At 40.1% G+C, this 23,257-nt stretch carries 23 protein-coding genes; 10 read left to right on the plus strand and 13 right to left on the minus strand.

Features of this window, described 5'->3' with window-relative positions:
* Nucleotides 1-100 precede the first annotated feature (100 nt).
* The gene (locus tag FCV43_RS18085) at nt 101-586 is read left to right on the plus strand and encodes a VOC family protein (protein ID WP_136995936.1); all 486 of its coding nucleotides are present in this window, start codon (nt 101-103) and stop codon (nt 584-586) included.
* Nucleotides 587-846: 260 nt separating this feature from the next.
* On the opposite strand, the gene FCV43_RS18090 is transcribed toward FCV43_RS18085, so the two are convergent.
* A complete protein-coding gene (locus FCV43_RS18090) occupies nt 847-1,467 on the minus strand; it encodes a bifunctional 4-hydroxy-2-oxoglutarate aldolase/2-dehydro-3-deoxy-phosphogluconate aldolase (protein WP_136995937.1) in 621 nt (206 codons plus the stop codon).
* 333 nt (nt 1,468-1,800) lie between these two features.
* Here FCV43_RS18090 and FCV43_RS18095 point away from each other — a divergent pair, with 333 nt between their 5' ends.
* Together FCV43_RS18095 and FCV43_RS18100 are read left to right on the plus strand one after the other, a co-directional pair.
* Nucleotides 1,801-2,016 (plus strand): putative quorum-sensing-regulated virulence factor, encoded by a 216-nt coding sequence (locus FCV43_RS18095; RefSeq protein WP_017054579.1) that lies wholly within the window; start codon nt 1,801-1,803, stop codon nt 2,014-2,016.
* A gap of 172 nt (nt 2,017-2,188) precedes the next feature.
* Nucleotides 2,189-2,518, plus strand: a complete 330-nt coding sequence (locus tag FCV43_RS18100; RefSeq protein ID WP_017054580.1) for a hypothetical protein — start codon at nt 2,189-2,191, stop codon at nt 2,516-2,518.
* Between the two features lie 75 nt (nt 2,519-2,593).
* Here the strand turns inward: FCV43_RS18100 and FCV43_RS18105 are convergent, their stop codons facing one another.
* Nucleotides 2,594-4,147 (minus strand): sensor domain-containing diguanylate cyclase, encoded by a 1,554-nt coding sequence (locus FCV43_RS18105; protein ID WP_136995938.1) that lies wholly within the window; start codon nt 4,145-4,147, stop codon nt 2,594-2,596.
* Between the two features lie 292 nt (nt 4,148-4,439).
* Here FCV43_RS18105 and FCV43_RS18110 point away from each other — a divergent pair, with 292 nt between their 5' ends.
* A complete protein-coding gene (locus tag FCV43_RS18110) occupies nt 4,440-4,760 on the plus strand; it encodes a YkgJ family cysteine cluster protein (RefSeq protein ID WP_136995939.1) in 321 nt (106 codons plus the stop codon).
* Between the two features lie 121 nt (nt 4,761-4,881).
* Here FCV43_RS18110 and FCV43_RS18115 read toward each other — a convergent pair whose 3' ends face one another.
* From FCV43_RS18115 to FCV43_RS18140, 5 genes are all read right to left on the minus strand, one after another.
* Nucleotides 4,882-5,214 (minus strand): PBPRA1643 family SWIM/SEC-C metal-binding motif protein, encoded by a 333-nt coding sequence (locus tag FCV43_RS18115; protein ID WP_017054583.1) that lies wholly within the window; start codon nt 5,212-5,214, stop codon nt 4,882-4,884.
* Between the two features lie 934 nt (nt 5,215-6,148).
* Nucleotides 6,149-6,361, minus strand: a complete 213-nt coding sequence (gene cspE / locus FCV43_RS18125; RefSeq protein ID WP_017054584.1) for a transcription antiterminator/RNA stability regulator CspE — start codon at nt 6,359-6,361, stop codon at nt 6,149-6,151.
* Nucleotides 6,362-6,983: 622 nt separating this feature from the next.
* Nucleotides 6,984-7,886, minus strand: a complete 903-nt coding sequence (locus tag FCV43_RS18130) for an AraC family transcriptional regulator (RefSeq protein ID WP_017054585.1) — start codon at nt 7,884-7,886, stop codon at nt 6,984-6,986.
* 207 nt (nt 7,887-8,093) lie between these two features.
* Nucleotides 8,094-9,317 carry an HlyD family secretion protein gene (locus FCV43_RS18135; protein ID WP_136995941.1) on the minus strand — a complete coding sequence of 408 codons (1,224 nt, stop codon included), beginning with the start codon at nt 9,315-9,317 and terminating at the stop codon, nt 8,094-8,096.
* A complete protein-coding gene (locus tag FCV43_RS18140; RefSeq protein ID WP_136995942.1) occupies nt 9,311-9,685 on the minus strand; it encodes an MFS transporter in 375 nt (124 codons plus the stop codon). Before FCV43_RS18140 ends, FCV43_RS18135 begins: the two co-directional genes overlap by 7 nt.
* Before the next feature lie 124 nt (nt 9,686-9,809).
* On the opposite strand from FCV43_RS18140, the gene FCV43_RS18145 reads away from it, so the two are divergent.
* Nucleotides 9,810-10,820: an AraC family transcriptional regulator gene (locus FCV43_RS18145; protein WP_017054588.1), complete on the plus strand. Its 1,011-nt coding sequence runs from the start codon at nt 9,810-9,812 to the stop codon at nt 10,818-10,820.
* Between the two features lie 48 nt (nt 10,821-10,868).
* On the opposite strand, the gene yjeH is transcribed toward FCV43_RS18145, so the two are convergent.
* Complete coding sequence (yjeH, locus tag FCV43_RS18150) at nt 10,869-12,149, minus strand: L-methionine/branched-chain amino acid transporter (RefSeq protein ID WP_136995943.1); 1,281 nt, start codon at nt 12,147-12,149, stop codon at nt 10,869-10,871.
* Between the two features lie 302 nt (nt 12,150-12,451).
* On the opposite strand from yjeH, the gene FCV43_RS18155 reads away from it, so the two are divergent.
* From FCV43_RS18155 to FCV43_RS18165, 3 genes are all read left to right on the plus strand, one after another.
* A complete protein-coding gene (locus FCV43_RS18155) occupies nt 12,452-12,910 on the plus strand; it encodes an Lrp/AsnC family transcriptional regulator (protein ID WP_017054590.1) in 459 nt (152 codons plus the stop codon).
* A 44-nt stretch (nt 12,911-12,954) separates the two neighbouring features.
* Nucleotides 12,955-13,884: a LysR family transcriptional regulator gene (locus FCV43_RS18160; protein ID WP_136995944.1), complete on the plus strand. Its 930-nt coding sequence runs from the start codon at nt 12,955-12,957 to the stop codon at nt 13,882-13,884.
* A gap of 73 nt (nt 13,885-13,957) precedes the next feature.
* Complete coding sequence (locus FCV43_RS18165) at nt 13,958-14,572, plus strand: LysE family translocator (protein WP_136995945.1); 615 nt, start codon at nt 13,958-13,960, stop codon at nt 14,570-14,572.
* On the opposite strand, the gene FCV43_RS18170 is transcribed toward FCV43_RS18165, so the two are convergent.
* From FCV43_RS18170 to FCV43_RS18185, 4 genes are all read right to left on the minus strand, one after another.
* Nucleotides 14,569-14,784: a hypothetical protein gene (locus FCV43_RS18170; RefSeq protein ID WP_017054593.1), complete on the minus strand. Its 216-nt coding sequence runs from the start codon at nt 14,782-14,784 to the stop codon at nt 14,569-14,571. The two genes, FCV43_RS18165 and FCV43_RS18170, sit on opposite strands and share 4 nt — an antisense overlap.
* Before the next feature lie 244 nt (nt 14,785-15,028).
* A complete protein-coding gene (locus tag FCV43_RS18175) occupies nt 15,029-16,468 on the minus strand; it encodes a glyceraldehyde-3-phosphate dehydrogenase (protein WP_136995946.1) in 1,440 nt (479 codons plus the stop codon).
* Nucleotides 16,469-16,800: 332 nt separating this feature from the next.
* On the minus strand, nt 16,801-17,844 hold the full coding sequence (locus FCV43_RS18180; protein WP_136995947.1) for a sulfate ABC transporter permease: 1,044 nt from the start codon (nt 17,842-17,844) through the stop codon (nt 16,801-16,803).
* 2 nt (nt 17,845-17,846) lie between these two features.
* Nucleotides 17,847-18,287: a hypothetical protein gene (locus FCV43_RS18185; RefSeq protein ID WP_136995948.1), complete on the minus strand. Its 441-nt coding sequence runs from the start codon at nt 18,285-18,287 to the stop codon at nt 17,847-17,849.
* Between the two features lie 112 nt (nt 18,288-18,399).
* Between FCV43_RS18185 and FCV43_RS18190 the strand changes: the two genes are divergently transcribed.
* Nucleotides 18,400-21,048 carry a hybrid sensor histidine kinase/response regulator gene (locus FCV43_RS18190; protein ID WP_136995949.1) on the plus strand — a complete coding sequence of 883 codons (2,649 nt, stop codon included), beginning with the start codon at nt 18,400-18,402 and terminating at the stop codon, nt 21,046-21,048.
* Between the two features lie 117 nt (nt 21,049-21,165).
* A complete protein-coding gene (locus FCV43_RS18195; protein ID WP_113799840.1) occupies nt 21,166-21,969 on the plus strand; it encodes a phospholipase A in 804 nt (267 codons plus the stop codon).
* 91 nt (nt 21,970-22,060) lie between these two features.
* Here the strand turns inward: FCV43_RS18195 and FCV43_RS18200 are convergent, their stop codons facing one another.
* Nucleotides 22,061-22,681, minus strand: a complete 621-nt coding sequence (locus FCV43_RS18200) for a 3'-5' exonuclease (RefSeq protein WP_136995950.1) — start codon at nt 22,679-22,681, stop codon at nt 22,061-22,063.
* Nucleotides 22,682-23,257 lie beyond the last annotated feature (576 nt).

The following is a 23,257-nucleotide window of genomic DNA, read 5'->3' on the forward strand; positions in this document are numbered from 1 at the left end:
ATTTTAATAACTATCAATAATTTTTATTTATACCTTAAGCAACATACAATCATTTCATCGACACAAAGTACGAATCAATCATCTGAATTTGGGGTAAGTTATGAAAATGAATCATGTAGGCATAATGGTTGGCGATATGGATAAAGCGGTTGAGTTTTATACTAATGCTCTTGGCCTAAACGTTGTAATGGGTAATACCAAAGTTGAAGAAGAGCGCGAAACAGCCATTGGCAGAATGTGTGTCGCGGTTTTTGGCGAAGGCTTTAAAGGGTTTAACATTGCACACCTAATGACTTCAGATGGCATTGGCGTTGAATTATTTGAAATGAAAGAGCGCCAAGAACGTCATAATGTTGATTTCTCTCGAATTGGTATTTTCCACTTTTGCCTGCAAACCGATGACTTCCACGGTGTGATTGAACGCACTAAACAATTTGGCGGCAAAGTACGCATGGATATTATGCGTTACCACCCAGAAGATGAGACAAAACCAGCGCAAATGGTTTACCTAGAAGACCCGTTCGGCAATCTATTTGAGCTTTACTCTCATACTTATGAAGAGACTTACGCATCTGATTACGAATAAAATCGTCGTGTAAAATGAATAGCCTCAAGAGCTTCTTGGGGCTTTTTCGTATTTGAAATAACTCAGATCGCTTAGACGAACTAAAACCGATAAAAGGAGGCCATCGATGCCTCCTGTTCTATTACTGCTTTTAGAGCTGATGTGACGAATGCTTGCGGATAAAAGGAAGAACTCAAATCTTACTTTAGGTTACCTTAATGTCTCACGACATCGTCTTTATTATGGGCACAGTTATCCCGAAATTCTATGTCATGTATCTCTCATACATGTGTTATAGCATCGTTAATTAATTTACCTAACTCTTCCCAGTTACCTTCATCAATGAGGTTGGTAGGTACCATCCACGTACCTCCGCAAGTAATCACGGACGAAATGGATAGATACTCATCAAGATTTTTTAAGCTTACGCCTCCTGTCGGCATAAACTTAACAGGATAAACAGCAGATAGAGCTTTGAGCATTGCAGTGCCGCCAGAAGCTTCAGCTGGGAAGAATTTTAAGGTGCTAAGTCCCATATCCATTGCCAGCTCTACGAGGCTAGGGTTATTAACGCCAGGGATGATGGGGATATTTTTATCCAGGCAATACTGAACGGTTCTAGGATTAAACCCAGGGCTTACAATGAAATCAACGCCAGCATCGATAGCTTGATCTACTTGCTCGTTAGTTAAGATCGTACCAGCACCAATCAACATCTCAGGGTATTTGGCTCGCATAATGCGAATGGCTTCTGGGGCACATTCAGTGCGGAACGTTATTTCAGCACAAGGCATACCATTATCAATAAGAGTTTGGCCAAGAGGGATTGCGTCTTCCGCTTTATTGATTGCAATCACGGGAATGACTTTAAAGTTTGCTAGTTGTTCATTCAATGTCGTCATTATTTTCATCCGTTCAAATGGTACAAAAGTGATTAACCAGAATTTATGGCTGTGTTTGTCGATAAGATTATAAAGATTAATGTGGCATTGCATAACGTAGAAGAATAGGCATAGGTGATGGGTCACATTTTCAGTTAAGTAGAATGTGTAAAAACAAGAACTCTAAGCTCGTATCGATGATTGATGTGCTCTGTCAGGCGAAGCAACTCCATTTCGTTGCATGAAATGAAAATTTAATAGGAAAAATATGTGTTCTATTATTTGCTTTTGGTAAGCCACAAATTCAATGTTACCCTCCACTTTGAACATGCAGATTATTACGGTAGATAAAACGTGTTAGAAAAACAAAATTTACTTAAACTCGCTAAAATCAAGATGCCATATGGAAAGTTTGCGGGTCGTGTCCTTATCGATTTACCCGAAGAGTATTTGTTGTGGTTTGATAAGAAAGGCTTTCCTGAAGGCGAGCTAGGTGAATTATTAAAGCTTTGCTTATGCTTAAAAATTGAAGGCTTAGATAGTGTCGTAAAGCCCCTAAAAAGGATGTAGCGGAGCTAGGGTGTTCTTCAAGACTTCATTCTGCATGTGAGCAGAGCTTGTAAATTGAGCGAATGACAACTTTTCATTAGTTAGATCAAATGAGATGCAGTGTAAGTCAACGACAGGGTTCATTTAATTCGATATTATTTTTCTCGTTAGAATAACCAATGGCTGGGATAAAATGAGAATTTCCGTTGATGGCGGCTCTTTTAAAGTTGCAATCGAAACTGAGTTTGATGGTTTGGTTGCAGAATCAACCGACATCTTTCACGCTACTCGTAAACAAGCTGAATCAACTGATAAGGCCATTTTGCGTTTTTTGCAGATTATTATTGAGCACAGTGATGAAGATGATGCTATCGGCTACGCTGTGTTAGGTTTGCTGGGATGGTACAACGAAGTCATTAATCCGATAACGGATAAAGACATTGACTTGAATTTAGCAAAAATCTTGCCTCACCTGATTAACCCTAAAGGGGATTTAACAGCGCTGAATGTCAATAAGCATTAAGTTAGCTTCGAAAGATCAAAAATGCCTCCATCTTTGAAAGAAATGGAGGCATTTTTTGTCATGTAAAACAGTGAACTACTGGTTCTTCTTGGCTAGCTTTTGCTTATACATATCTTTGTCAGCTCGACCAATGAGTGACTCCACGCTGTCGTTATCCAACAATTCTGCACAACCGTAACTCATGCTCCAGTCCATGTTGCCCTTTAAGCCTAGAGTTCGTAAATTAGCTAAAATACGATGCATAGAGTGACTGGCATCTTCTACGTTACAGTTCATAAAGACAATTAGGAACTCATCTCCTCCAAGACGTGCGGAAAAATCAGAGGTACGCACTGTTGAGCTGATCGCTTTAGCCAAGCCTTTAATTAAATTATCTCCTGCCTCATGGCCATAATTGTCATTTATCTTCTTAAGATTATTCGCATCAATAAAGCCAACAGATAAAAGAGGAATGGAGCTTGGGGTTTTATCTATTTGTTCTTCGAGGAATTCTACAATAGCGTGGCGATTATAGAGCCCGGTCAAACCGTCATGGCGAGCTTCAATGGTTAATTTTTCTACAAGCCATTTCTGTTCTTCCTGTGAGCTTGCAAGTTGGTATGACAAAAAGGCCACGATTGGAGTAACTAAAAGGATCGCAATGAGGATGTTTTCCATCAGGGTTGAAAACTCATTAGTGAGAACACTCTTAGGTACATGCATCACAAGGAAGAGGCTCTCGCTATTGACACTAGAAAGCTCATTAAAGGGGTTTAAGGCGGTTTTTAGAAAGTAGAACTCACCTTGAGGTGTTGTCACCATTCCTTCAGGTGACGTCGTCATTGAAGCCCAAACCGTAGAAAACTCATCTGAGAACTTATACTGCTTTTTCTCAGGGTACATAAAAGACCACTCTTTCTCTTTGTCATAGCCTTTCAGCAAGTATCCATTGTCGTTAACAAGATAGATATTATCATTATTATGAATATTTAGATCGTCAAGAGAGTGGAGAAGGTCGCTACCTCTGTAGTTGATAATGCCAATACCAAGAAAAGATCCAGTAGAAGAGTAAATAGGTGTTGAAAACCTGATCATAGGTTTAATTGGGGATTCAACTTTTCCATGTTCTTTATTGAGGTCAAACTTTGAAATGAATATCTGATTTGGCTTCAGTTGACGTGTTTTTTGGAAATAGTAACGTGCGGATTTGTCTTGCAACCCCTCACTCGGGACTTGAAAGAATGTGTTAGTCGCCTGTTGATCGATTCGGATCACTTCTTGACCTTGACTATCGATAATTCTAATTTGGTCGTACTGTTTTTTTATCGTAGTGATTTTCAGCATTAATGATGCTAGGTATGAAGAGCTTTTAGGTTCATTAGACATCAATACCGACTGAGCAAGATCGCTATGTGCGAAGTAGGTAAGGTCGGTGCCTATTGATCTCACTTTTAATAAAAGGTGATCCTGCATACGCAGAATTTCGGAGGTTTGCTTTTCAGCGCGAGCTTGGTCGATATTTTTGTGAGTGACTAGGCTGATCGCTGTTGCAACAAATAATATGAATAAGAATATAAGGGCAATATAAGCAGAAAAACGTCTATTTTTACTGCGTAAAATGTCATTTCTTTCTCTAATAAACTTGACCATTTTGTAACTGTATTCTCACTTCTTACGACGCTGTAACATACAGCATCTAATGACGTATAGTATATGATATAAAGTAACAGCACTCAGTAGAAATCGTACAATCGATGATCAATTTGAGATGTCCGTTAGATATTACCTAGCACAACACATTATGTGATGTTGCTTCAATTCTCTTGAGTTAATGTCTAGCTCTGATCTTGTTGTAATATAGTCAGTGTCGTTTTGAAAAGATTTGAGAGAAACTTGTCAAATTAGGCTACTATGCTTGCAATTGAGTTAAGTGTATTTATTTATGACGATTGAAGTAACCAATATTGAAGTCGCTAACGTTAGTGGCACGGATAACGAAGCGTTAGAAGTTTCTTGTGCAAACTGCCAAGCTTGTTGCTGCCGTTTAGAAGTGATTATTATTTCAGACACCGGCGTTCCAGAGGAACATATAACTCACGATCAATGGGGTGGGGAGGTGATGGCTCGGCTTAATGATGGTTGGTGCTCTGCTCTCGACCGCTATACTAAAATGTGTACGATTTATGAGAATCGCCCATGGGTTTGTCGTGAGGTACAAGTGGGTTCATACGAATGTCTCGAAGAACGAAATATCTTTTTATAGAGATTTAATAAGGTATGTGAGGCAAATTGGTGAGTGGACTCAGAGCTTAGCTAAACTGAAAAATTGACAGGGTTAAACGTCATTGAAGTATTTAACCCTGTATAAATGTACGAAAGGCTATTTAAGCACAGCACTTCTTATATTTTTTACCACTTCCGCAAACGCATGGGTCGTTACGGTTAGGTGTTTTTTCAAACACTGTTGTTTTCGGCTTATTAATGACCGTATCAAACTCAATTGTGTTCTCTTCTTTTTCTGCATCAACGGTAATCGTGACGAATAGTGCATGTTCTGCCGCTAGCGCTTCCATTTCCAATTTACGAGCTTCTGAGTTAACCAATACTGAAATTGGTGATTCTTCTGTTCCCGCTTTGATCTTACGGTCTACATTGTAGCCAGATTGGACGTGATTCTGTCTTGTTTCGATTCGGCCTTTGAAGAACATTTTAGACATGGTTATTCCCACTTAGGATTGTTAATTGGTAAGGCGGGGATTATACGCATAATTGATGAGGGTTAAAGGATAAGCGAGAGTCTAGGTAAAAAATTTCAAATGAGGTTTTATTTTACGGATAAGATAAGGCAGTTTGTGAAGATTTCAGATGCTTTCGTTATTGAGAGTCAGTTGAGAGGATAAAACCGACTCTGTCCATTTTTACATTTATCGCTGTTTTACAGACTAATGCTGTCTGCTAAGCACATACTATCGAGGCCTCTTATCATTACTGCAATGAGAATTGTCCGATATTGTGTTCATTTTGATCTAATATTTTTCCGCTTTTCTCAAATTCGTCATAAGTGAAATGTATGGATGAGTTTGAGAGGTTTCCACTGTGCATAACATGACGATAAAGCACGTCGCTATTTAGCTGGTGAATGGTTGCATTCCAAGATGTGTTATTCGTGTAAATGGTAAACAGTATATTCAAATAGAGTATTCCTATGTTTTAGTATGTTGATGATTTTTTGGTAAAGCGTTGATTCTTATGGTTATAACATGAGTTTATGTCAGTCATAAGACAAACAGTGTATCGATTAATTTATTTACGAAACGTTTTTGGCTGAGAGCGATGATACCAAATGCGCTTTGGGCCTGTATTTTTTGACATATGTGCCTTTTATTTAATTTTGGTGAATTTGTAAATTAGTAATTAAAAAATCAGTTACTAGTAGTCGAGATCAATTGACTGAAATTACTTCGGATCAAATGAATCAATAAACTTTGTAAATCAAGGGATTATAAAAACAGAAAATTATAAATGGAGTATAAAAGAAGTGTTTATAAGTCGGAGATTGACGCGGTAGAGAGTGAAGAGAAAACGCTATAAAGAAAATAGACGCTAGAAGCTAGCGTCTATTCATATAATTCAGTTTAATTCGATAAAGAATTAAAGTGCGATTACGTTCGCAGCTTGTAGGCCTTTTTGACCGTTTTCAACATTGAAAGAAACCTTTTGGCCTTCTTTCAGTGTTTTGAAACCTTCTGATGCGATTGCACGGAAGTGTACAAATACGTCAGCGTCGCCGTTGTCTTGAGAAATGAAACCGAAACCTTTCTCTTCGTTAAACCATTTTACTGTACCAGTATTTGTATTAGACATAATGTGTCCCTTAAAATTTAATTGTATGTATATATAAAGTGCTGAGCGGTAGAATTATTTATCTTGCTTACAAATAGGGAAATCAAAAGACAATAACTGGTAGGTTGCATCTGAGGGTTTCACATTTACTTGAACTCTAAATAACTCTGAACACAGAGCGGGTAAGATATTACCATACACATTATGAAAGTACAGTGGTTTTTCTCATTAAATGATATTGGATACCAAGGCGAACCCGGTTTCGATAAATTGATAAGCGCGTGATATCTAACAGAACATGTCGATGGGGTTGCAGTTGTCACCTGAAAGGGTTTGTCAGCGGGGGTATTGATTTTGAGACAAAAAAATAGCCAATCGCAAAAGGGCAATTGGCTTATATATAATGTGAACAAAAATTATTCACTAACAACGTCAGTTGGCTAGGTGACCCTCGGCTTAAGAAGGGTCATTTATATTAATGCACTTAGTGTGCCAACTTTTATATGCACGTTTATGCCCAATTTGTGACCAATTGAGTTCAAATCGGAGACCGTCTTTGCATTTTGCAATTGTATTTTGCAAATGAATATAACATTGCTAATGATAAGGATATAAACAGCCTGAGACTAATAACCAAAAAGTATTAGTCAGCTAGCGCGGTGCAAAAGCTAACGTCAGCGACTCCCGTGTTGATGTCGTAGCTGTGATACAACTCGAAGCAAGGGCGATCATCGCAATCTAGTCCTTGCTCAACCACCTGAGACATGAGTTCATCCCAAGCGGATCCATATTGGTCTTTGCTAGTGATGGTTTTACGGATCACGCCATACTTCCCACCAGTAAAGTTCTTTGTCTCTATTCCTGAGCCTGGTTTTGTGTCTTCAGGAACCATCAGGCAGATATCTGTTCTACATTTCTCGGTGGGTGTGATTTCAGGGTTGTCATGGTAAATGAAGATTGATGTGTTACTTGCCAGTCCGTTTGGCCCTGCCCAGTTATAGAGTGTTCCAACCGCGGGCTCGTAGTTTTCACCGTAAGGCCCTGTTACTCGTATATATGCTAGCGTACTTGAATCGAAGTGTTGAATATCCATGGTGCTGCTCCATTGGGTTAATTTAGATTCAGTATAGCGAGCGTCATTTTCTGAATCGTGTCCAATCTTGCGCAGTGTGTGTCCGATCTTGCTACTTTGTAATAATGCTGAAAACGAATCAATGTTGGAACAATCTCTGATTTGACTCGGTGTGAGGTTGAAATATTGGCGGAAAACTTTCGCAAGGCTCTGTGAACTCGAAAAGCCATACTCAAGTGCGACTTCTATCACTGGGCTTTTCTTGTAAAACAGATCATTAGCAGCACTCTCGATTCGTAGTCGGCGTAAATATTCATTTAGAGTTTCACCTACCACAGCTTTAAATATTCGATGAAAGTGATAGGGCGAAAGATAGGCAAGATCGGCGACTTTTTCTAAATTTAGGGGCTGATTAAAGTTCTGTTCAAGGTACCGAATAACAGGAACCAGTCTGCGATGATAGTCTTTTTTCATAAGTGGTCGCTGAGTGAATGTTTCGTACCATCTTAAACAAACCAATATAGAGGATGCGATACTTACTTTCGTTTTGCCTTTTAGTTCACATAAAAATAGTGAGCTATCTACATTGCTCGCTCCGCCAGAAAATGGAAAAACCGACTAAGTTAAAGTGCTTAATCGGTTTTGTCTTGGATTATTAAACGCTAATGGTGTGCCTATTCATTAGATGGAGTAGAAGAAGTACAGCTGTGACTTCATTCTTATGATGATGCCACGAATAACATCTAAGAAGCCCATAAACGCCACAGGTTTATCTCCACTTATCCAGGCTAAACCAACAGAGCCAACCGGAATATCATAGCCTTCAGGCTCATCTAGTTTAAGGCGAACAAAGTGGTGTTTATTGTTTAAGTTTTTCCCTGTTGTTGTTCTGACTGAAGGTTCCAAGCCTAGTAGATTACTTTGTGATTCTCCCGTGGCCTCAACAATCCCTTCAACTTCTGCTGAAAAAACTTTGCCTGGATACACTGATGATGAAAATTCAGCGACTTGCCCAGCCTTCACATTGCGTATTGCTTGGTGATTGACTCGCATTAAGATGTATTTCTCATCGGTGTACATTTGTAAGCGTGGAATTCGGGAGATTAGTTGCCCTTCACGTAGAATGAAATTAGTCACAAAACCATCTGCTGGTGCGTATACCTTAGTACTATCTAGATCCCATTGTGCTTTTGCGACCGTTTGCTCCGCACTTAATATGTCTGCTTTTCTGCTGTCGACGGCAAGCGTTGACTTAGTGATATTTAAGTTTGCTTTATCGGCATCCACTTGTTTTTTCTTAATCTGTGATTGAATTGTAACCACATTTTGTTTTGCCATATCAACCGTGCTGATCTGCTTATCAATGTCACTGGCAGTGATGGTATTGTTCACGACACGGTTTTGCTCTTGATAGCGCGTCAACATTTTTTGTTGAAGTGTATAATCCACTTTTGCTGACTCAAGTTGGCTTTCCGATGTCGCTAGATCTTGTTGCCTAGAATGGTAGTCAGCAGTGGCAATAGCAATATCTTCTTGAGCTGCGGTGAGTGCCACTTGTGCTACGGCCTTTTTTACTTCCGCTTGGCGTAGGGCTATCTCATACTGTTCACTATCAATCTCATAGATCAGTTGGCCTTTAGTGACTCTCTGATTCGGTTGTATGTAAATGTGTTTTACTTTTCCATTTATGTTGATTGAATCTGGACGAAGTTGAATGTGAGGCGATTGCACCACAGAGCCACCAGAGAGATCCATTGGGGTATAATTGATCAATCCAACCCAGACGAAAAGAAGCCAAGATGTACCACCCAAATAAGAGAATGACTTAGTCGCTTTGTTCCATGGCATGCCGATTAATCTCAGCAAATAGATGAAAAGAGCCCATACCGCTAAACCTTCTAACATGATTGATTCTCCATTGCTTTCTCTTGTTGTTGGTTTATCGTTGGTTCAGTTTCTGGAGCTAAAGTTACGTTACTCGGTTCACTTTTCCAGATGTCGCGTAAGTTTAGGATCGCTTTTTCCATATCTACGAATGCCAGAATTACGGCTAAAACCCACACCCAGTGCCAAACAAAACCAATCCATGTGAGTGCCGTTATCAATCCAAGTTGATGGTGATCTTTACTGTGCGCTTTATTAATTGGTAATTCGTGCAAACGCCAGAAACCAAATCCAGCAGCAGCAATAGTGGCCAACAGTACGACACCAGCGACAACATGTAAGGCTGTATCAGCGCCAGTACCGACAAAGGGTACGCTAAGTAAACTCATTGATTGATCCTGTATTGTTTCGATGGCTTTATTGTGACTTAAGCCTCAATTATCTTTCAGGAAATGACAGATTATATTATATAGGCGTTATTATTGATGTGTTATGTTGTCTCTGGGAGCGAGGATGAAAAAACATGGGCATTTTGTTAGAGGGTTAAGTGTCATCTATATTTACCAAGAAATGCTTGATGAGTATGACATTAACTCGGCAGATTTAGTTTTCCCCCCATCGGTATTCAAAAATCCGATGAATTTGATCCCTATCTCGGAAGTGAATCGCTGGCTCAAGAGCCTTAACTCCGTAACGGGCAATCCTGATGCGATGTTTGAGGCTGCGAAAAGGGTTAACTTGGACAAAATAGGCTCGATAGGATATTGGTTTTTTTCGGGTCACGACTTATCTTCAACGATTCGCCGGATTAATACTGGGATTCACTGTTTGCAATCTGGTGTCTTTCTTGCTGGCGCTCAAGTTGGGCCGATCCTAAAGTGGACTTACCATAACCCTTCTATTGAATCTGAAGCAAAAGTACACGATAGCGTTCGGGTTGCCGTTTTCATGACTAAGGTGCTTCGTCGCTATCTAGGTGAGGATTTTTCCCCTGTTCGCGTCATGCTGTCTGGAAAAAGAGATAACGATTCGCTATATCGTCAATACTTTGGTTGCGAAATCGAGTGGAATCACTCGAAAACAGAAGTGTGGTTTAACTCAAACTTACGCTTAGCAACAAGGCAGGTTCTTTCTGGCGATAAAAAGCGTTTGGCGATGAGTTTTAGTGACTTAGATGAATATTTGAATATGCCAGACGCAGAAGATGAACTGAAAGTGATTTATGAAACCATCAACTACAGCCGTCATTTTGGTTTGCCAACGCTTGAAAGAGTGTCTGGGTTACTTGGTTTATCTGAGCAACAATTTCAAAGGCGTCTGCATCGACTTGGGTTAAATTTTTCCACCATCATGGGGTATGTATTGAGTAACATTGCTGTCGAGTTGTTAAGACACAACATTGCCATTGAAGAGATAGCGGAGCGATTAGGGTATTTGCATGTTGCGAGTTTTAATCGAATGTTCAAAAAGCATCGCGGTCTAACTCCAAAGCAGTATTTAGACCGTTTTAGTGATGCTTTTTAATTAAAAGCAATGTAGGCAATAGCGAATCGTTTATCTCGCAGTGAAGCCTTATTTTTGTTTTCTAAGGTTCTTATCCCAAGAAATAGAGCGATTGATGAAAATGCGCTTCCATGGAATAGAGAGCAGAGCAAAGATAGTAATGGCATACAGCATTGACCACCCTAAGCAGACAAAAACCAAGGTGCAAAGTAGAAGAGAGATAGCCGCAAGCCATTTTGCAAACCCAGTTAGTAACTGGAAAGCGGCTAGCATCGCGAGCAGGTAGACAAATACAAATATCCCGTTGGCAAGCTTTAGGAAAAACTCCAAATCCATACCAGATATTTCCCCAGCGATACATGAAATCAATAGGATACCGCCAACCAGATAAGTGGCATTAGCAGGAACGCCTCGGCGGGATACTTTCGCCAGTTTCCCATCTGGTTGATGCTGCCTAGCTTGTGCCCAAATCATTCGGGATAAACTCTGCGTGTAAAGGTTAATACTGGCAAAGCAGGCAAAGAACCCGAGTAGGCTGATGACGGTTTTTATCCCAGAACCAAACAGGTGCTCACTCAGCCAAGGGATCGAAGTACTATCAAAAGCGGCACTGCCATAAGCATTGAATTTTAGTATCACGACTGAGCAAGCCCAGTAAGTCGCCCCTGCAACAAAGCAGCCGACAATGATCGCAATCGGAAAGTCACGTTGCGGGTTTTTAAACTCTTCTCCCATATGAGCAAACGCTTCTATCCCAACAAAACACCAGAACATAACCCCTAAGGCCGCCCCAATAGACCAGAGTGAATCAGAGGTTAATGCGGGCATCGTTAAGTCTTGTGTGCCGATACCTCCGACCCAGAAGAAAGCGCCAACCAAGGAAAAGATACTTAAAGCGATAACGGTTTGTAGCTGGCCTGAAGATTTACTGCCGATCAAGCTGACAATAATGAGTAGCGCTATCGTTAACACTTGCGCCAACATGGCATTGTTGAGCGGAGAGGGGAGCAGTTGTTGGGCGAACCCGCCAGCCAGTTCAATGGCCGCAGGAAGCCCGACAGGAATGACACTGACAAATAACCACGCAACGCTGCGCTCTAACTTCACGCCAAACGCTTGTCTAACAAAATAGGCCGTACCGCCTGCGTTAGGATAACGTTTACCGAGTTGGGCAAAAGTGAGAGCAATAGGGCAAATAGCGATGAAGAGTATTATCCATGCCCACAAAGAGGCCTCCCCTGCGATACTTGCCGCAATGGCGGGGATCATGAATAGCCCTGTACCGAGTAGAGTCGTCGAAAGTTGTCCGATCCCGGAAAATAAGGTGATCTCTTGTTTTAGTTGGCTCATTAATCGTTCCTTGAAAAATGATCTAACGGGAAATGCGCTGCATGTGAACGATCAATTCGCTGTATAGATAAGATGTTAATTCAGATTAAATGCAGCATACCTTGGATTGGCAATGGACACAGCTACCAAAACGTCTCATATCACCGTCATTTTGACTTTTATCTTTTCCGCTTAAAGTCATATTGCCTACTTTTCGGATGTTATTTTTTGTGTCAAATTAGAAATAAGTCTGCGTAATAAGTGGATAAATAATAAATGGACTGGAATAACACATAACATTCATAAGCATAAGGAAGTGAGCCTTGGATAAGTTTGATCAGCAGATCATCGACATATTGAAAATTAATGGTCGGTGTTCGGTGAGTGAGTTAGCTCGTGACATTAATCTATCGCGCTCTGCTGTTACCGCGAGAATGAAAAAGCTAGAAGATGATGGTGTCATTCTCGGTTATGAGGTGAAGCTGGCAGAAGCAAAGTCTGAACGAACAAGTCTTGGAGCATATTTAGCATTAAAGTTTGATACATCAAGTTCTACACACTGCTGCGAATCTTATGCAAAGAAAATTGAAGCAATACCCGAAGTTCAGTGGTGTCATGCCATTAGCGGTGAAACCGATATGATGTTGTACGTGGAGGCGTGTAGTATGGCTCGGATCAATGAGATTCGTGATCACTTACATACTTACCCTGAACTTCGTCACTTAATGACACACGCGGTATTGAATGAATTTTTCAATAAACAGATGAAAGACAAAAAGTAGATGGTCTATTTCTCTTACCGAGCGGTTCAATTAATAGGTTGTATATGCTGAATAAAATGAATCTTAACCTGTTGCGCTCACTTTATGTGTTGTTAGAAGAGAGGCATGTCAGTCGAACTGCTGAGCGTTTGCATATCACCCAATCCGCCGTCAGCCGTCAACTGAGCCAATTAAGAGAGTGGTTTGACGACCCTTTGTTGGTTCGAGATGGGAATCAACTTATCCCCACTCCAAGAGCCGAACAGTTGTCACTTAAGCTGGTGGACTTATTTAGTGAATTTGAAACGCTTATCGATGATAAACCCTTCGAGCCATTAGAGTGGGATGATCAATTTGTGATGGCATCAAGTGATTATGTCGCCCAATATATTCTTCCAGAAATTGCTCAACTGTTTGCAACTCAAGCACCGAAAGTGAATTTACATTATCAGTTGTGGCTACCAGAGTATTTGAATCAACTGGCCGAAGGGTCCATTCAATTAGCTTCAACCATGCTGCCAGAGAAACCTGCAGGCGTATCAAGCGTACAAATAGGAGAAGATCGCTCGGTGTGTGTGATGAGAAAAGGGCATCCGCTTGATCGTAATACCGCTCTTAGTGTTGAAGAGATGCTAGCGTATTCTCATATTCGAGTTTCTGGCGGAGGGGATAAAGATAGCTATATTGATAAAGCATTAAAGGACATTGGACGCGCACGAAACATTGCCCTTACTGTCCCTTTTTTCTCTGCAGCCTTTAATTCGCTCTGCCGAAGCGACTACTTGATGGTGATTCCATTTCATATTGCACATAACCTGTCGCAGCATATTGAACTTTCATATCTACCATTGCCAGTAGAAACACCGACTCACAAATATTGGTTACTTTGGCATTCAAAATACGACCAAGATCCTGCGCACCAGTGGGGTCGAGAGATGATTAAATCAGTGCTGGATAAATCAGAATACTCGATAGGGTATGTTTTAAAATCATGAGTGATATGATTATGTTTGATTTCAATTAATAGCAGAGACTTGTTACTGTGAATTCAGTATCTAGGAGAACATTATGACATTCACAGTTTGGTTATCACTTTTCACAATTTGTATTTTAGGGGCCATGTCCCCAGGTCCGAGCTTGGCAATGGTTGCGAAGCACAGTTTAGCTGGTGGGCGTAAGAATGGGTTAGCGACCGCGTGGGCACATGCATTTGGCATTGGTATCTATGCGTTTGTGACCTTAATTGGTTTGGCGGTAGTATTGCAGCAGTCGCCAATTATCTTTAAAACCATTAGCTATGCAGGCGCGTTATATCTGGCTTATTTAGGTTTTAATGCGTTGAGATCAAAGGGGGGAGTGGCTGAAAAACTTGAATCAGGGAAAACAGTCAGCGTGTGGCAATCCGCTCGTGAAGGGTTCTTGATTTCACTTTTGAGCCCAAAAATCGCTCTATTTTTTATTGCGTTATTCAGTCAATTTGTCGCAGTTGGGGGTGAACCCGTGAGTAAAGCGATTATTGTTGCGACTCCATTTTTAGTTGATGGTTTGTGGTATACCTTTTTAACCTTCATGTTATCGAGCCCTAGATTGCTAGATAAGCTACGCTCTAGAGCTCAACTGATTGATCGCCTTTCAGGTGCGGTGCTTATTCTTCTTGCCGCACGAGTGGTGTGGATGGTTTAGCTTCCAGATTTTGAAGACATCTCTTCAAATTCACCTTCAATGACATGTGCGTTCTCTGGTGTCGCATTGAAACCCTGAGCGCGCATTTGGTTTTGAATTCGTTTTCCTGTCACTAACGCTGCGATGGTTAGTGGGATTGCAAGTAGCAAGCTAGTAATTAATGCCATGAAACCAGCGAATAGCGCAAATGCAGTAACCAATATTCGTTTCATATTAACCTCTCTTATTTCTGACTCTAATCTAGCGTACCTAATATGAATAAAAGATGAACGAATGTAGATTTTGATGAAGACGATATCAATGCTACGACTAGTTCTATTTGGAATACCAAAAAAGCCGCTCACGTAGAGCGGCAAATGCGGGGGAGTGTATCTCATTGTTTTAAGCGTGGAGTTTAATTCTTTGCGCTGTATCTTAAATGAGCTGATTTTTCACTCAGCTCATTTAATGAGTCGCTTATTTAACGATCGGATAGGTTTTGTATCGCACGCCCATCATCTGTTCCATACAATGAACAACTTGGCAGCTATAACCAAATTCATTATCGTACCAAATATAAAGTACACAGCGATTATCTTGAGCAATTGTTGCTACACCATCGACAACGCCAGCATGACGAGATCCTACCAAATCGCTAGACACTATTTCCGTAGAATCTGTGTAGTCGATTTGAGCTGACAATGGAGAAGAGAGAGCCATTTCACGTAGGTAAGCGTTTAACTCATCTTTTTCTGTCATAGATTTCAAGTTGAGATTTGCCACCGCCATCGAAACATTTGGTGTTGGTACTCGAATCGCATTACCCGTTAGCTTTCCTGCTAATTCAGGTAGCGCTTTTGCTACCGCTTTAGCTGCCCCAGTTGATGTCAACACCATGTTCAATGATGCAGAGCGCCCACGACGATCGCCGGAGTGGAAATTGTCGATCAAATTTTGGTCGTTAGTGAAAGAGTGAACGGTTTCAATATGACCAGAAGTGATGCCATATTTATCATTAACGGCTTTAAGAACGGGAGTTATCGCATTTGTGGTGCAACTTGCAGCTGAAATAATAGTATCTTCAGTTTGAATATCCTTCTCATTTACACCGAATACGACATTTTTGATATCGCCTTTTCCTGGCGCGGTGAGAAGCACTTTGTCTGCGCCATTGCACGCCACGTGTTGGCTTAAGCCTTCGCTGTCACGCCATACACCGGTGTTATCCACAACAAGGGCATTATTGATACCATAAGTGGTGTAATCAATATCTTCAGGCTTGTTGGCATAAATAACTTGGATGTAGTTGCCATTCGCAATAATGGCTTTACGTTCTTCATCGACAATAATGCTGCCGTTAAATGGACCGTGAACGGAATCTCGGCGGAGCAAACTCGCACGTTTTTCTAGATCACCTTTTTTCCCGCCACGAACGACAATTGCACGTAATCGCAAAGGGTAACCAGGGCCGCTTTTTTCAACAAGTAAGCGAGTCAGCAAACGGCCGATTCGACCAAACCCATATAAAACAACGTCACGAGGTGCTTCTAATTTTCGTCCATTTAATGCATCAATCAGTGCGGTTTGAAGAAAATCTGCTAGAGCATCCGTATCGTCATGATTCGTCCAATATTGGTGAGCAAGTTGGCCTACATCGACTCTACATGGGGAAAGATCCATGGATGATAAATGTTGAATAAATGGGAGAGTTTGTTCAGGTGAAAGCGTTGTGCCTGTGTAGCGTCGTGCAACACGGTGGGCTTTGATAAATTCTATGGTAGTAGCATTGACCAGTGGTTTCCCAAAAAGGATAACCTCTACACCTTTTGTTCTATACAGTTGACCAAGAGTGGGAGATACGGTTTCGGCAATCGTTTGGCTAGTTTGCCAGTCTAGAAGATGTTTCTCAGGACTCATTTTTACTCAGGACCTTTCACGTTCTCGAATCATTTAGATTGTAGGGGGCTCTAAACATTCAGGGGTTATTGGGGGTGTTTTTATGTTGTTGTTTTTATGTGGCGGAATTGTAATTGCAAAAGTCTTAATCTGCTAGTAAAAATAATGAAGCGATTTATAGTGGTAAATCTTTGATTTCTAGGCTTTAAAAGCTTGTTCATTCTGCTTAATAGGGAATTGACATTTAAATATAGTGAGACTTAATTCTCGACGATATGGTTTTATCACACCATTTGTAATGTAATTGTGTACTTTACCCTAGCTATTGATGAGATATTGGTCTGGTTATCAACTCAAAAAGTAAACGACAATCCTAAAGTATAGAGTTGAACTTCATTCTCTATCCCGTCCTCTGGTTTTTGGATTTGAGTAAAGTGTCCATTGAGAGCATTTTTTTGTCCGTAGATATGCTGAAATTCCATGTTTATGCTCAAATTAGCTAGCAGCGAATATTTGACACCACATAACAGAGATTCGCTACTGGCTATCCGTCTTTGTTGGCTGTATTGACAATATGGCGTCCAGTTATTCCAGGTTTTATCCACGCTGATGTACCAATTAGAGTGCAGCTCTTTGGTAAAAACGGTCTCAATGAGTAGATTGAAACCATGGAAGTATTGGTTCCAACCTAACGAGATCATATCGATCTCTTCATCGGTTCTTTCATCTTGGCTAAGTGTTTGTGTGTATGAGCTTTTTAGGTAAGCGAGTCGTATAGCGTTATCGTCGTAGTAGATATCAGCAGATAATCCGAAAGTGTAGTGAGATTTAATCGACAATTGTAAGCCATAGGCGTTGTAGTGCTGTTCATGAGGGACGGTTACAAAAGGAGACAAATGCAGCTGCATGTCATCCGTCATCCAGTGATCCCAGCCAAATGAAAGACCATCATAGTGTGTGATGCCTAAAATACTTTCATAGACATCTTGAGGAGGTCGGATCCAAGGATAGGCATGGGAAACATAGTAGTATTCCGACATCATAAATAGTGGGAGTCTTAAGCGACCCAATTTGATATTGAAATCATTAAACTGATAAGAAATAAACGCCCATTCCAGTTCGGGCTCAGAAAAATCATCTTGGGGCCTTTTAACTACTTGAATGGAACTTCGTAATTGAGGCGAGAAATCCAAATCAAGTTGGGCTCCTAATATCGTATCGCAGTCAAAACACCAATCGTTATTAATCATTCTCTTAGTGAAAATAGGAGTGTCTTGATTTGTTCTCGCTAAGCTAAAACTACCAAATCCACTAAGTTGTAATGAATCATTTAATTGCACTTGTGAAAATGCAATGGGTGTGAATAAAGCCATTAATATAAGTGTGGTTATTTTCATGATTAATCCACTTTTTTAGTTATATAAAGTATATTGACGTTGCGAGGTACTTCTTTTATCGGTAAATAGGCAATACCTGTCGAATTCTTTTCTAGCCAAGAAAGAATGGAACGAGTATCACTTTTTCTTAATTGAAATGGTGCTTTTGCTCGGCCAGAAAAAGATTGTCTAGCCCATATTATTTGCATTTGGTTCGGGTTTTTACCTAATAACGCGCGATAAAATTGTTCTTTGTGTTTAGAAGATGTTGGTAAATCAACTAAATGAACATTAATACCTTGGATATGATTTGTTTTTCCGCGGTAGAGCATTTTTGTTTGGCTTTTGGATAGTGGCTTTATCTCTGAATTTAAAGAAAAAATCACATACTGATAAGCTGTTGCTGGGGATGCAACAGCAATGATTAAAGTAACAAAAATCAGTGACAGCCAAGACATTTTCATCGGTGATTAACTAACCTTAACGCTATTATTATATAAAATTCATGATTAAGAATCGTTTTTATGTCTATTATTAACTGTAGGCTAGGGTGTGTTACTTTCAAGGACGAGAATAATGCTAATATTAACCAAATTATCAATAAAAGCTCGTTTGACTATTATTACATCAATTTCAGCGTTGATAATCAGTGCGTTTGCCGTAGATAAGATTCTCAGTAATAAAGAAAAATTGAAACGGTACTCTATTTTATCTGAAAAAATAGAAGCGATGAAATCAGTAGATAATGTATCTAATTTAGTACGTAAAGCCTTAAATACCCATTCTCGCAATAATGAATTGTCACAGCCGATTAATATTGAATTGGAGAAAGTACAGTTTTATTTTACAAGTTCAGCTAATAATCAAATCCTTGAAGAGCACAAATCCAATGTTGATGAGTTAAAAGACGCTATCGATGAACTCGCTATTTTAGAGGTTACTGAAGTTACGGATACAGGTTATTGGATCTTTGATTTAACTCGCGATCTTTTGGAGCAAGTCAGTCAGTCATCGTTCATTCCATTATCTGAATTTACTTACATTTCAGATCGCGCTTTAGATGATCTGTCCTGGCTATCTTACTGGCTTCAGAAAGAGGCATGGTTAATTAGTGATTTAGCGATTAACCCTGATCATCTACTCGATAACTCACCTCTTGTATATCAAGCCATCGAAAGGCAGCAGCAGTATCTTGAACAGTTTATATCTTCCGGAGCAAGTAAGGAGCAGGTCGAAAAATTGCTTCTGTTATTTTCCCAAACCGACTTTCAGAGTGGGCAAGCTTTTCGGAATAAAGTGTTAGCGAATGATACAAAAGGCTCGGACTTTACACTGCATGCTGCTCTTTTAGAAAAACGTTATGAGTCACTGTCGTTAGCTATCAATCAATTTTCATCTCAGTTATCGTCGAACCTAGCCAGTCGTATAGAGTCCGAACAGCGCTTAGTGATAATACTCTCTTTACTTGTTGGGCTTGTGATAGTGATGCTTTGCATATTAGGAGCCAGCACTTCTCTACGAGTTAATCGAAAGTTAGCGAAAATATTAACTACGATGTCGGCACTTGAGGAGAGAAAGGGCGAAATTCAACAAATAAAAATTGATGGAAATGATGAGTTTACTAAGTTTGCTCTTAGAGTTAATCAGATCATACTTTTCCAGCAAGAGCATGAGTTGCAGATTTTAGCGGCTAAAGAGTCGGCTATTTTAGCGAATAAGGCGAAAAGTGCGTTTTTAGCCAATATGTCACATGAAATAAGAACGCCTCTGAATGGCATTATCGGGATGACAGAGATCTTATCTGACAGTCAGCTAAATTCGAATCAGAAGGAAGTTCTTAATGATATAGACTCTTCGTCTCACTCCCTTTTGGTACTGCTTAATGACATCCTCGATTTATCCAAGATAGAGTCCGGGAATTTGGTATTAAACCCTCATGGCTCTGATATTAAGGAAGCAGTATACGACTCGGTTAATTTAATCTTGTCGAAAGCGAACAGCCAAAATATAGAGCTACTCATTTCCATTGATCCCGCGATTCCTGATCAGGTATTCACAGATGATCACCGTGTCAGACAGGTTTTAATGAACCTACTGTCTAATTCAATTAAATTCACTCGTAACGGCCATATAAAAACAGAAGTGAAGTATAAGGAAATCAGTGCAGAAAGCGCGGAATTATATTTTTCTGTAGCGGATACCGGAATGGGCATTGAGGCCGAAAAATTAGAGTCTATTTTCGAACCGTTTACACAAGCTGATGGCAGCATCACTAGGCAGTTTGGGGGGACAGGATTAGGCCTTGCTATTTGTCGGCAGTTAGTCAATTTGATGGGGGGATCGATTCATGCACGATCAACCAAGAATGTCGGTAGTTGTTTTGAATTTTCAATTGCAGTTGGGGCGTTCAAAGGTGAGGCCAGGAATGAACCTCTCAAGTTGAAACGTGCTTTATTAGTCAATAACCACTTCACATATACGTCTCAGATAAAAACAGAATGCAATTTGTTGGGGATTAATATCATTGAAGTTCATAGCACTGAAGAAGCGTTAGATGTGAAACATGACGTTGATTTGGTGCTGTACTGCGATGTTGTTCACCACTCATTGAGTAAGTGCTTGCAACAATTACAGCAATGTTACCCTAGCAACATGATTTTGGTTTGTCAGCATCATCTATTTAAACAACCTGTGGCAGGTTTAGGTACTCATGGACAAATAACGCTTCCCTTTTTAGGTAATCGTTTTAGAAATCATCTGCATACATTGGTCGAGAATAGGGGACCAAAAATCAATCATTCGGACATCAATGCAGAGACGGTTCCTGTTGGAAAAACAAGAGGGTTGAACCGGAGAGTCTTGATTGTTGAAGATAATTTAATGAATCAAAAAATTGCGAGTTTCTTTCTAGAAAAGGGGGGGTATGACTATTTTATTACCAGTAATGGACAAGAAGCCGTCGATGCCATCACTCAAGGTGGAGAGTTTGATGCGATTTTGATGGATTGTATGATGCCTGTAATGGATGGATTGACAGCAACAAAACTCATTCGTCAGTGGGAAGTAGAGCAGGGGAGCACTAAATTGCCAATCATCGCGCTAACGGCAAGCGTGCTAGACGAAGATATCCAGCATTGCTTTGAAGCTGGGATGGATGCGTATTTACCGAAACCTTACAAATCTCACCAATTGTTTGAGTTATTCAATGATCTCGAACTCGTGTGACACCTATTGCTTGTTGAGTATTTACTTATCTTCTTTGTATGATCTCTAGAGATCCACTGCAAAGGTTGATAATATTTACAAATAAAGGCAGTCGCCCCTTAAGTTATGGTGTTAAAAATGTTCCAATTTGTCCGAACGCACGAATTAGCGATAGTCATAATCGCTCTGTGCGCAGCGCTACCGGTAAGCGTAAATGCAAAATCTAATAAAAGCTTGTCGATCTACGATGACACCTATTTCATGCAAACTTACACCAGTGACATTAACCAAGAAGTTTATGATGAAGCATATGACAACAAAGCGGATAAAATGAGTAAAGCTGAGATTAAATATCAGTTTTCGCTCGCCATTCCGTTAGTGCAAATGAAATATGGGACATTAATGGCCTCATATACTCAACTATCGCTTTGGCAACTTGGTAATACCGATGCCAGTTCACCTTTTCGTGAAACCAACTACAAACCTCAGATGTTCATGATGCATCAAGGTAAGTACGGTATTTTCAACAATATTGAATATGGTTATAGGCACCAATCAAATGGTAAAGAAGCGCTTACCAGTCGCTCATGGGATATGGGATACATTGCGATTGAACGTGTAAATACCAAATTAGATTTCGGCCTTCAGGGGTGGTACGCGACGAACCTTAAAGACAATAAAGACATCGAGGATTTTATTCCACCTTATGAAGTGTGGATGAAATACCATGGTAAAGCGGGCTACTTTAAATTAAAAACAGCCTATAACTTTAGCACCGATAAAGGCCATGTTGAGGTTGGGTACACTTATCCTCTGTCAAAATTTGCTGGCTTGTATTTCCAAGTGTGGGAAGGATATGGCGAGTCGATGATTGATTACAACCACAGGCAAACTAGAGTTGGCTTAGGATTGATTGTTGAGTCTAATCTGAACGTTTTCTAATGTTTTGTGTGCTGTGAAGCTTTAGCTCCTACAAACTTAGCTCCTATGAACTTAGCACTCACAGCACATTTCATACGTTCTAATTATGTTTTTACTTCTTAGCTAACAACTTTCCGATGTTAGATTTACTTGTCTTCGATATCTTCTGCATGAACTGGAAGCTTGGGTCAGTGATGTTGTGCTGATCCATAAGTTTGTTGATCATGTAGAGCCATAAGTTAACGGTCATTTCTGAATCGGCTAATGCTCTGTGAAATACGCCATCATTCTCTAATTGTAGAAATCGCACTAAATCGCCCAATTTATGAGTTGGAGATTCTTGTACGAGTCGTCGTGCAATTAGCATTGAACAGGCGAATTTCCCACTATATTGTCGATTGATCAAATTCAATTCAGCATCTAAAAATCGTTGATCAAATGAGGCGTTGTGCGCCACCAAATTGTGATCTCCAATAAAATCACAAAATTGATCCATGACTTCATCGCAGGGCGCTGCGGATTGGAGCATCCTATTTGTAATGCCGGTATAACCCTCAATAAATCCACTCACTCGGAACCCAGGGTTCATGAGTTGCTGAAAAGTATCAACAATTTCCCCATTTTGTATATGTACCGCGCCAATTTCAATGGCTCGGTCACCTTGGTTGGGGGAGAGTCCTGTTGTTTCAAAATCGAGTACGATGACGGAATTAGCAGAGGTATTGATGGTCACAAAAAAAAGCCCAGATCATTAGTGAATGCAAATTGTAACTTACTTAATCCCAGAATTGTTGTTTTTGCTTAGATTACTTATAGGTAGGCATGAGGATTGTAAAGCAGGTGACAAGAATGGGTTTTGAGAGTGAATTGCCAGGACAATCGTTCGGATAAGAAATTAATGTGATCACGATCTCTCTATTTTGTAGTTGAGAATTTACTAATATAAGAGTTGCACCCTATCGTTTGTAAGAGATCTCTTACAAGCTCGTAAGTATAAGTCACTATATTACGCCGACGATAGCTTGTGTTTTTTTTAAGGTGTTGTTTTATAAGTTATTTGTTGATATTTAAATATGATGCTTGGATAAATATCTGCATTTTATCATTGTCGAAAACTCAAGTTGGCGTAATCTTAATGTTGTCAGCAGGATGCAGACACGGAACAGGAAAGGCCCAAGGATAGGTCATCTTCAGGACGAAGATTCGATAATTCAGGACGAATTATTGGCATGGAAAGCAAAGGACATTAGCTGGAAGCTATGCGACTTGGATGGTTGCACTATGGAAAGTTAATGGACCACCTCTAGGA

The sequence above is a fragment of the Vibrio genomosp. F6 genome (assembly GCF_005146325.1).
Taxonomy (GTDB): domain Bacteria; phylum Pseudomonadota; class Gammaproteobacteria; order Enterobacterales; family Vibrionaceae; genus Vibrio; species Vibrio cortegadensis.

Coding starts and splice junctions, on each gene's coding strand:
- FCV43_RS18085 (WP_136995936.1), top strand. CDS start 101: ATGAAAATGAATCATGTAGGCATAATGGTTGGCGATATGGATAAAGCG.
- FCV43_RS18090 (WP_136995937.1), bottom strand. CDS start 1,467: ATGACGACATTGAATGAACAACTAGCAAACTTTAAAGTCATTCCCGTG.
- FCV43_RS18100 (WP_017054580.1), top strand. CDS start 2,189: ATGAGAATTTCCGTTGATGGCGGCTCTTTTAAAGTTGCAATCGAAACT.
- FCV43_RS18105 (WP_136995938.1), bottom strand. CDS start 4,147: ATGGTCAAGTTTATTAGAGAAAGAAATGACATTTTACGCAGTAAAAAT.
- FCV43_RS18110 (WP_136995939.1), top strand. CDS start 4,440: ATGACGATTGAAGTAACCAATATTGAAGTCGCTAACGTTAGTGGCACG.
- FCV43_RS18115 (WP_017054583.1), bottom strand. CDS start 5,214: ATGTCTAAAATGTTCTTCAAAGGCCGAATCGAAACAAGACAGAATCAC.
- cspE (WP_017054584.1), bottom strand. CDS start 6,361: ATGTCTAATACAAATACTGGTACAGTAAAATGGTTTAACGAAGAGAAA.
- FCV43_RS18130 (WP_017054585.1), bottom strand. CDS start 7,886: ATGAAAAAAGACTATCATCGCAGACTGGTTCCTGTTATTCGGTACCTT.
- FCV43_RS18135 (WP_136995941.1), bottom strand. CDS start 9,317: ATGTTAGAAGGTTTAGCGGTATGGGCTCTTTTCATCTATTTGCTGAGA.
- FCV43_RS18140 (WP_136995942.1), bottom strand. CDS start 9,685: ATGAGTTTACTTAGCGTACCCTTTGTCGGTACTGGCGCTGATACAGCC.
- FCV43_RS18145 (WP_017054588.1), top strand. CDS start 9,810: ATGAAAAAACATGGGCATTTTGTTAGAGGGTTAAGTGTCATCTATATT.
- yjeH (WP_136995943.1), bottom strand. CDS start 12,149: ATGAGCCAACTAAAACAAGAGATCACCTTATTTTCCGGGATCGGACAA.
- FCV43_RS18160 (WP_136995944.1), top strand. CDS start 12,955: ATGCTGAATAAAATGAATCTTAACCTGTTGCGCTCACTTTATGTGTTG.
- FCV43_RS18165 (WP_136995945.1), top strand. CDS start 13,958: ATGACATTCACAGTTTGGTTATCACTTTTCACAATTTGTATTTTAGGG.
- FCV43_RS18170 (WP_017054593.1), bottom strand. CDS start 14,784: ATGAAACGAATATTGGTTACTGCATTTGCGCTATTCGCTGGTTTCATG.
- FCV43_RS18175 (WP_136995946.1), bottom strand. CDS start 16,468: ATGAGTCCTGAGAAACATCTTCTAGACTGGCAAACTAGCCAAACGATT.
- FCV43_RS18180 (WP_136995947.1), bottom strand. CDS start 17,844: ATGAAAATAACCACACTTATATTAATGGCTTTATTCACACCCATTGCA.
- FCV43_RS18185 (WP_136995948.1), bottom strand. CDS start 18,287: ATGAAAATGTCTTGGCTGTCACTGATTTTTGTTACTTTAATCATTGCT.
- FCV43_RS18190 (WP_136995949.1), top strand. CDS start 18,400: ATGCTAATATTAACCAAATTATCAATAAAAGCTCGTTTGACTATTATT.
- FCV43_RS18195 (WP_113799840.1), top strand. CDS start 21,166: ATGTTCCAATTTGTCCGAACGCACGAATTAGCGATAGTCATAATCGCT.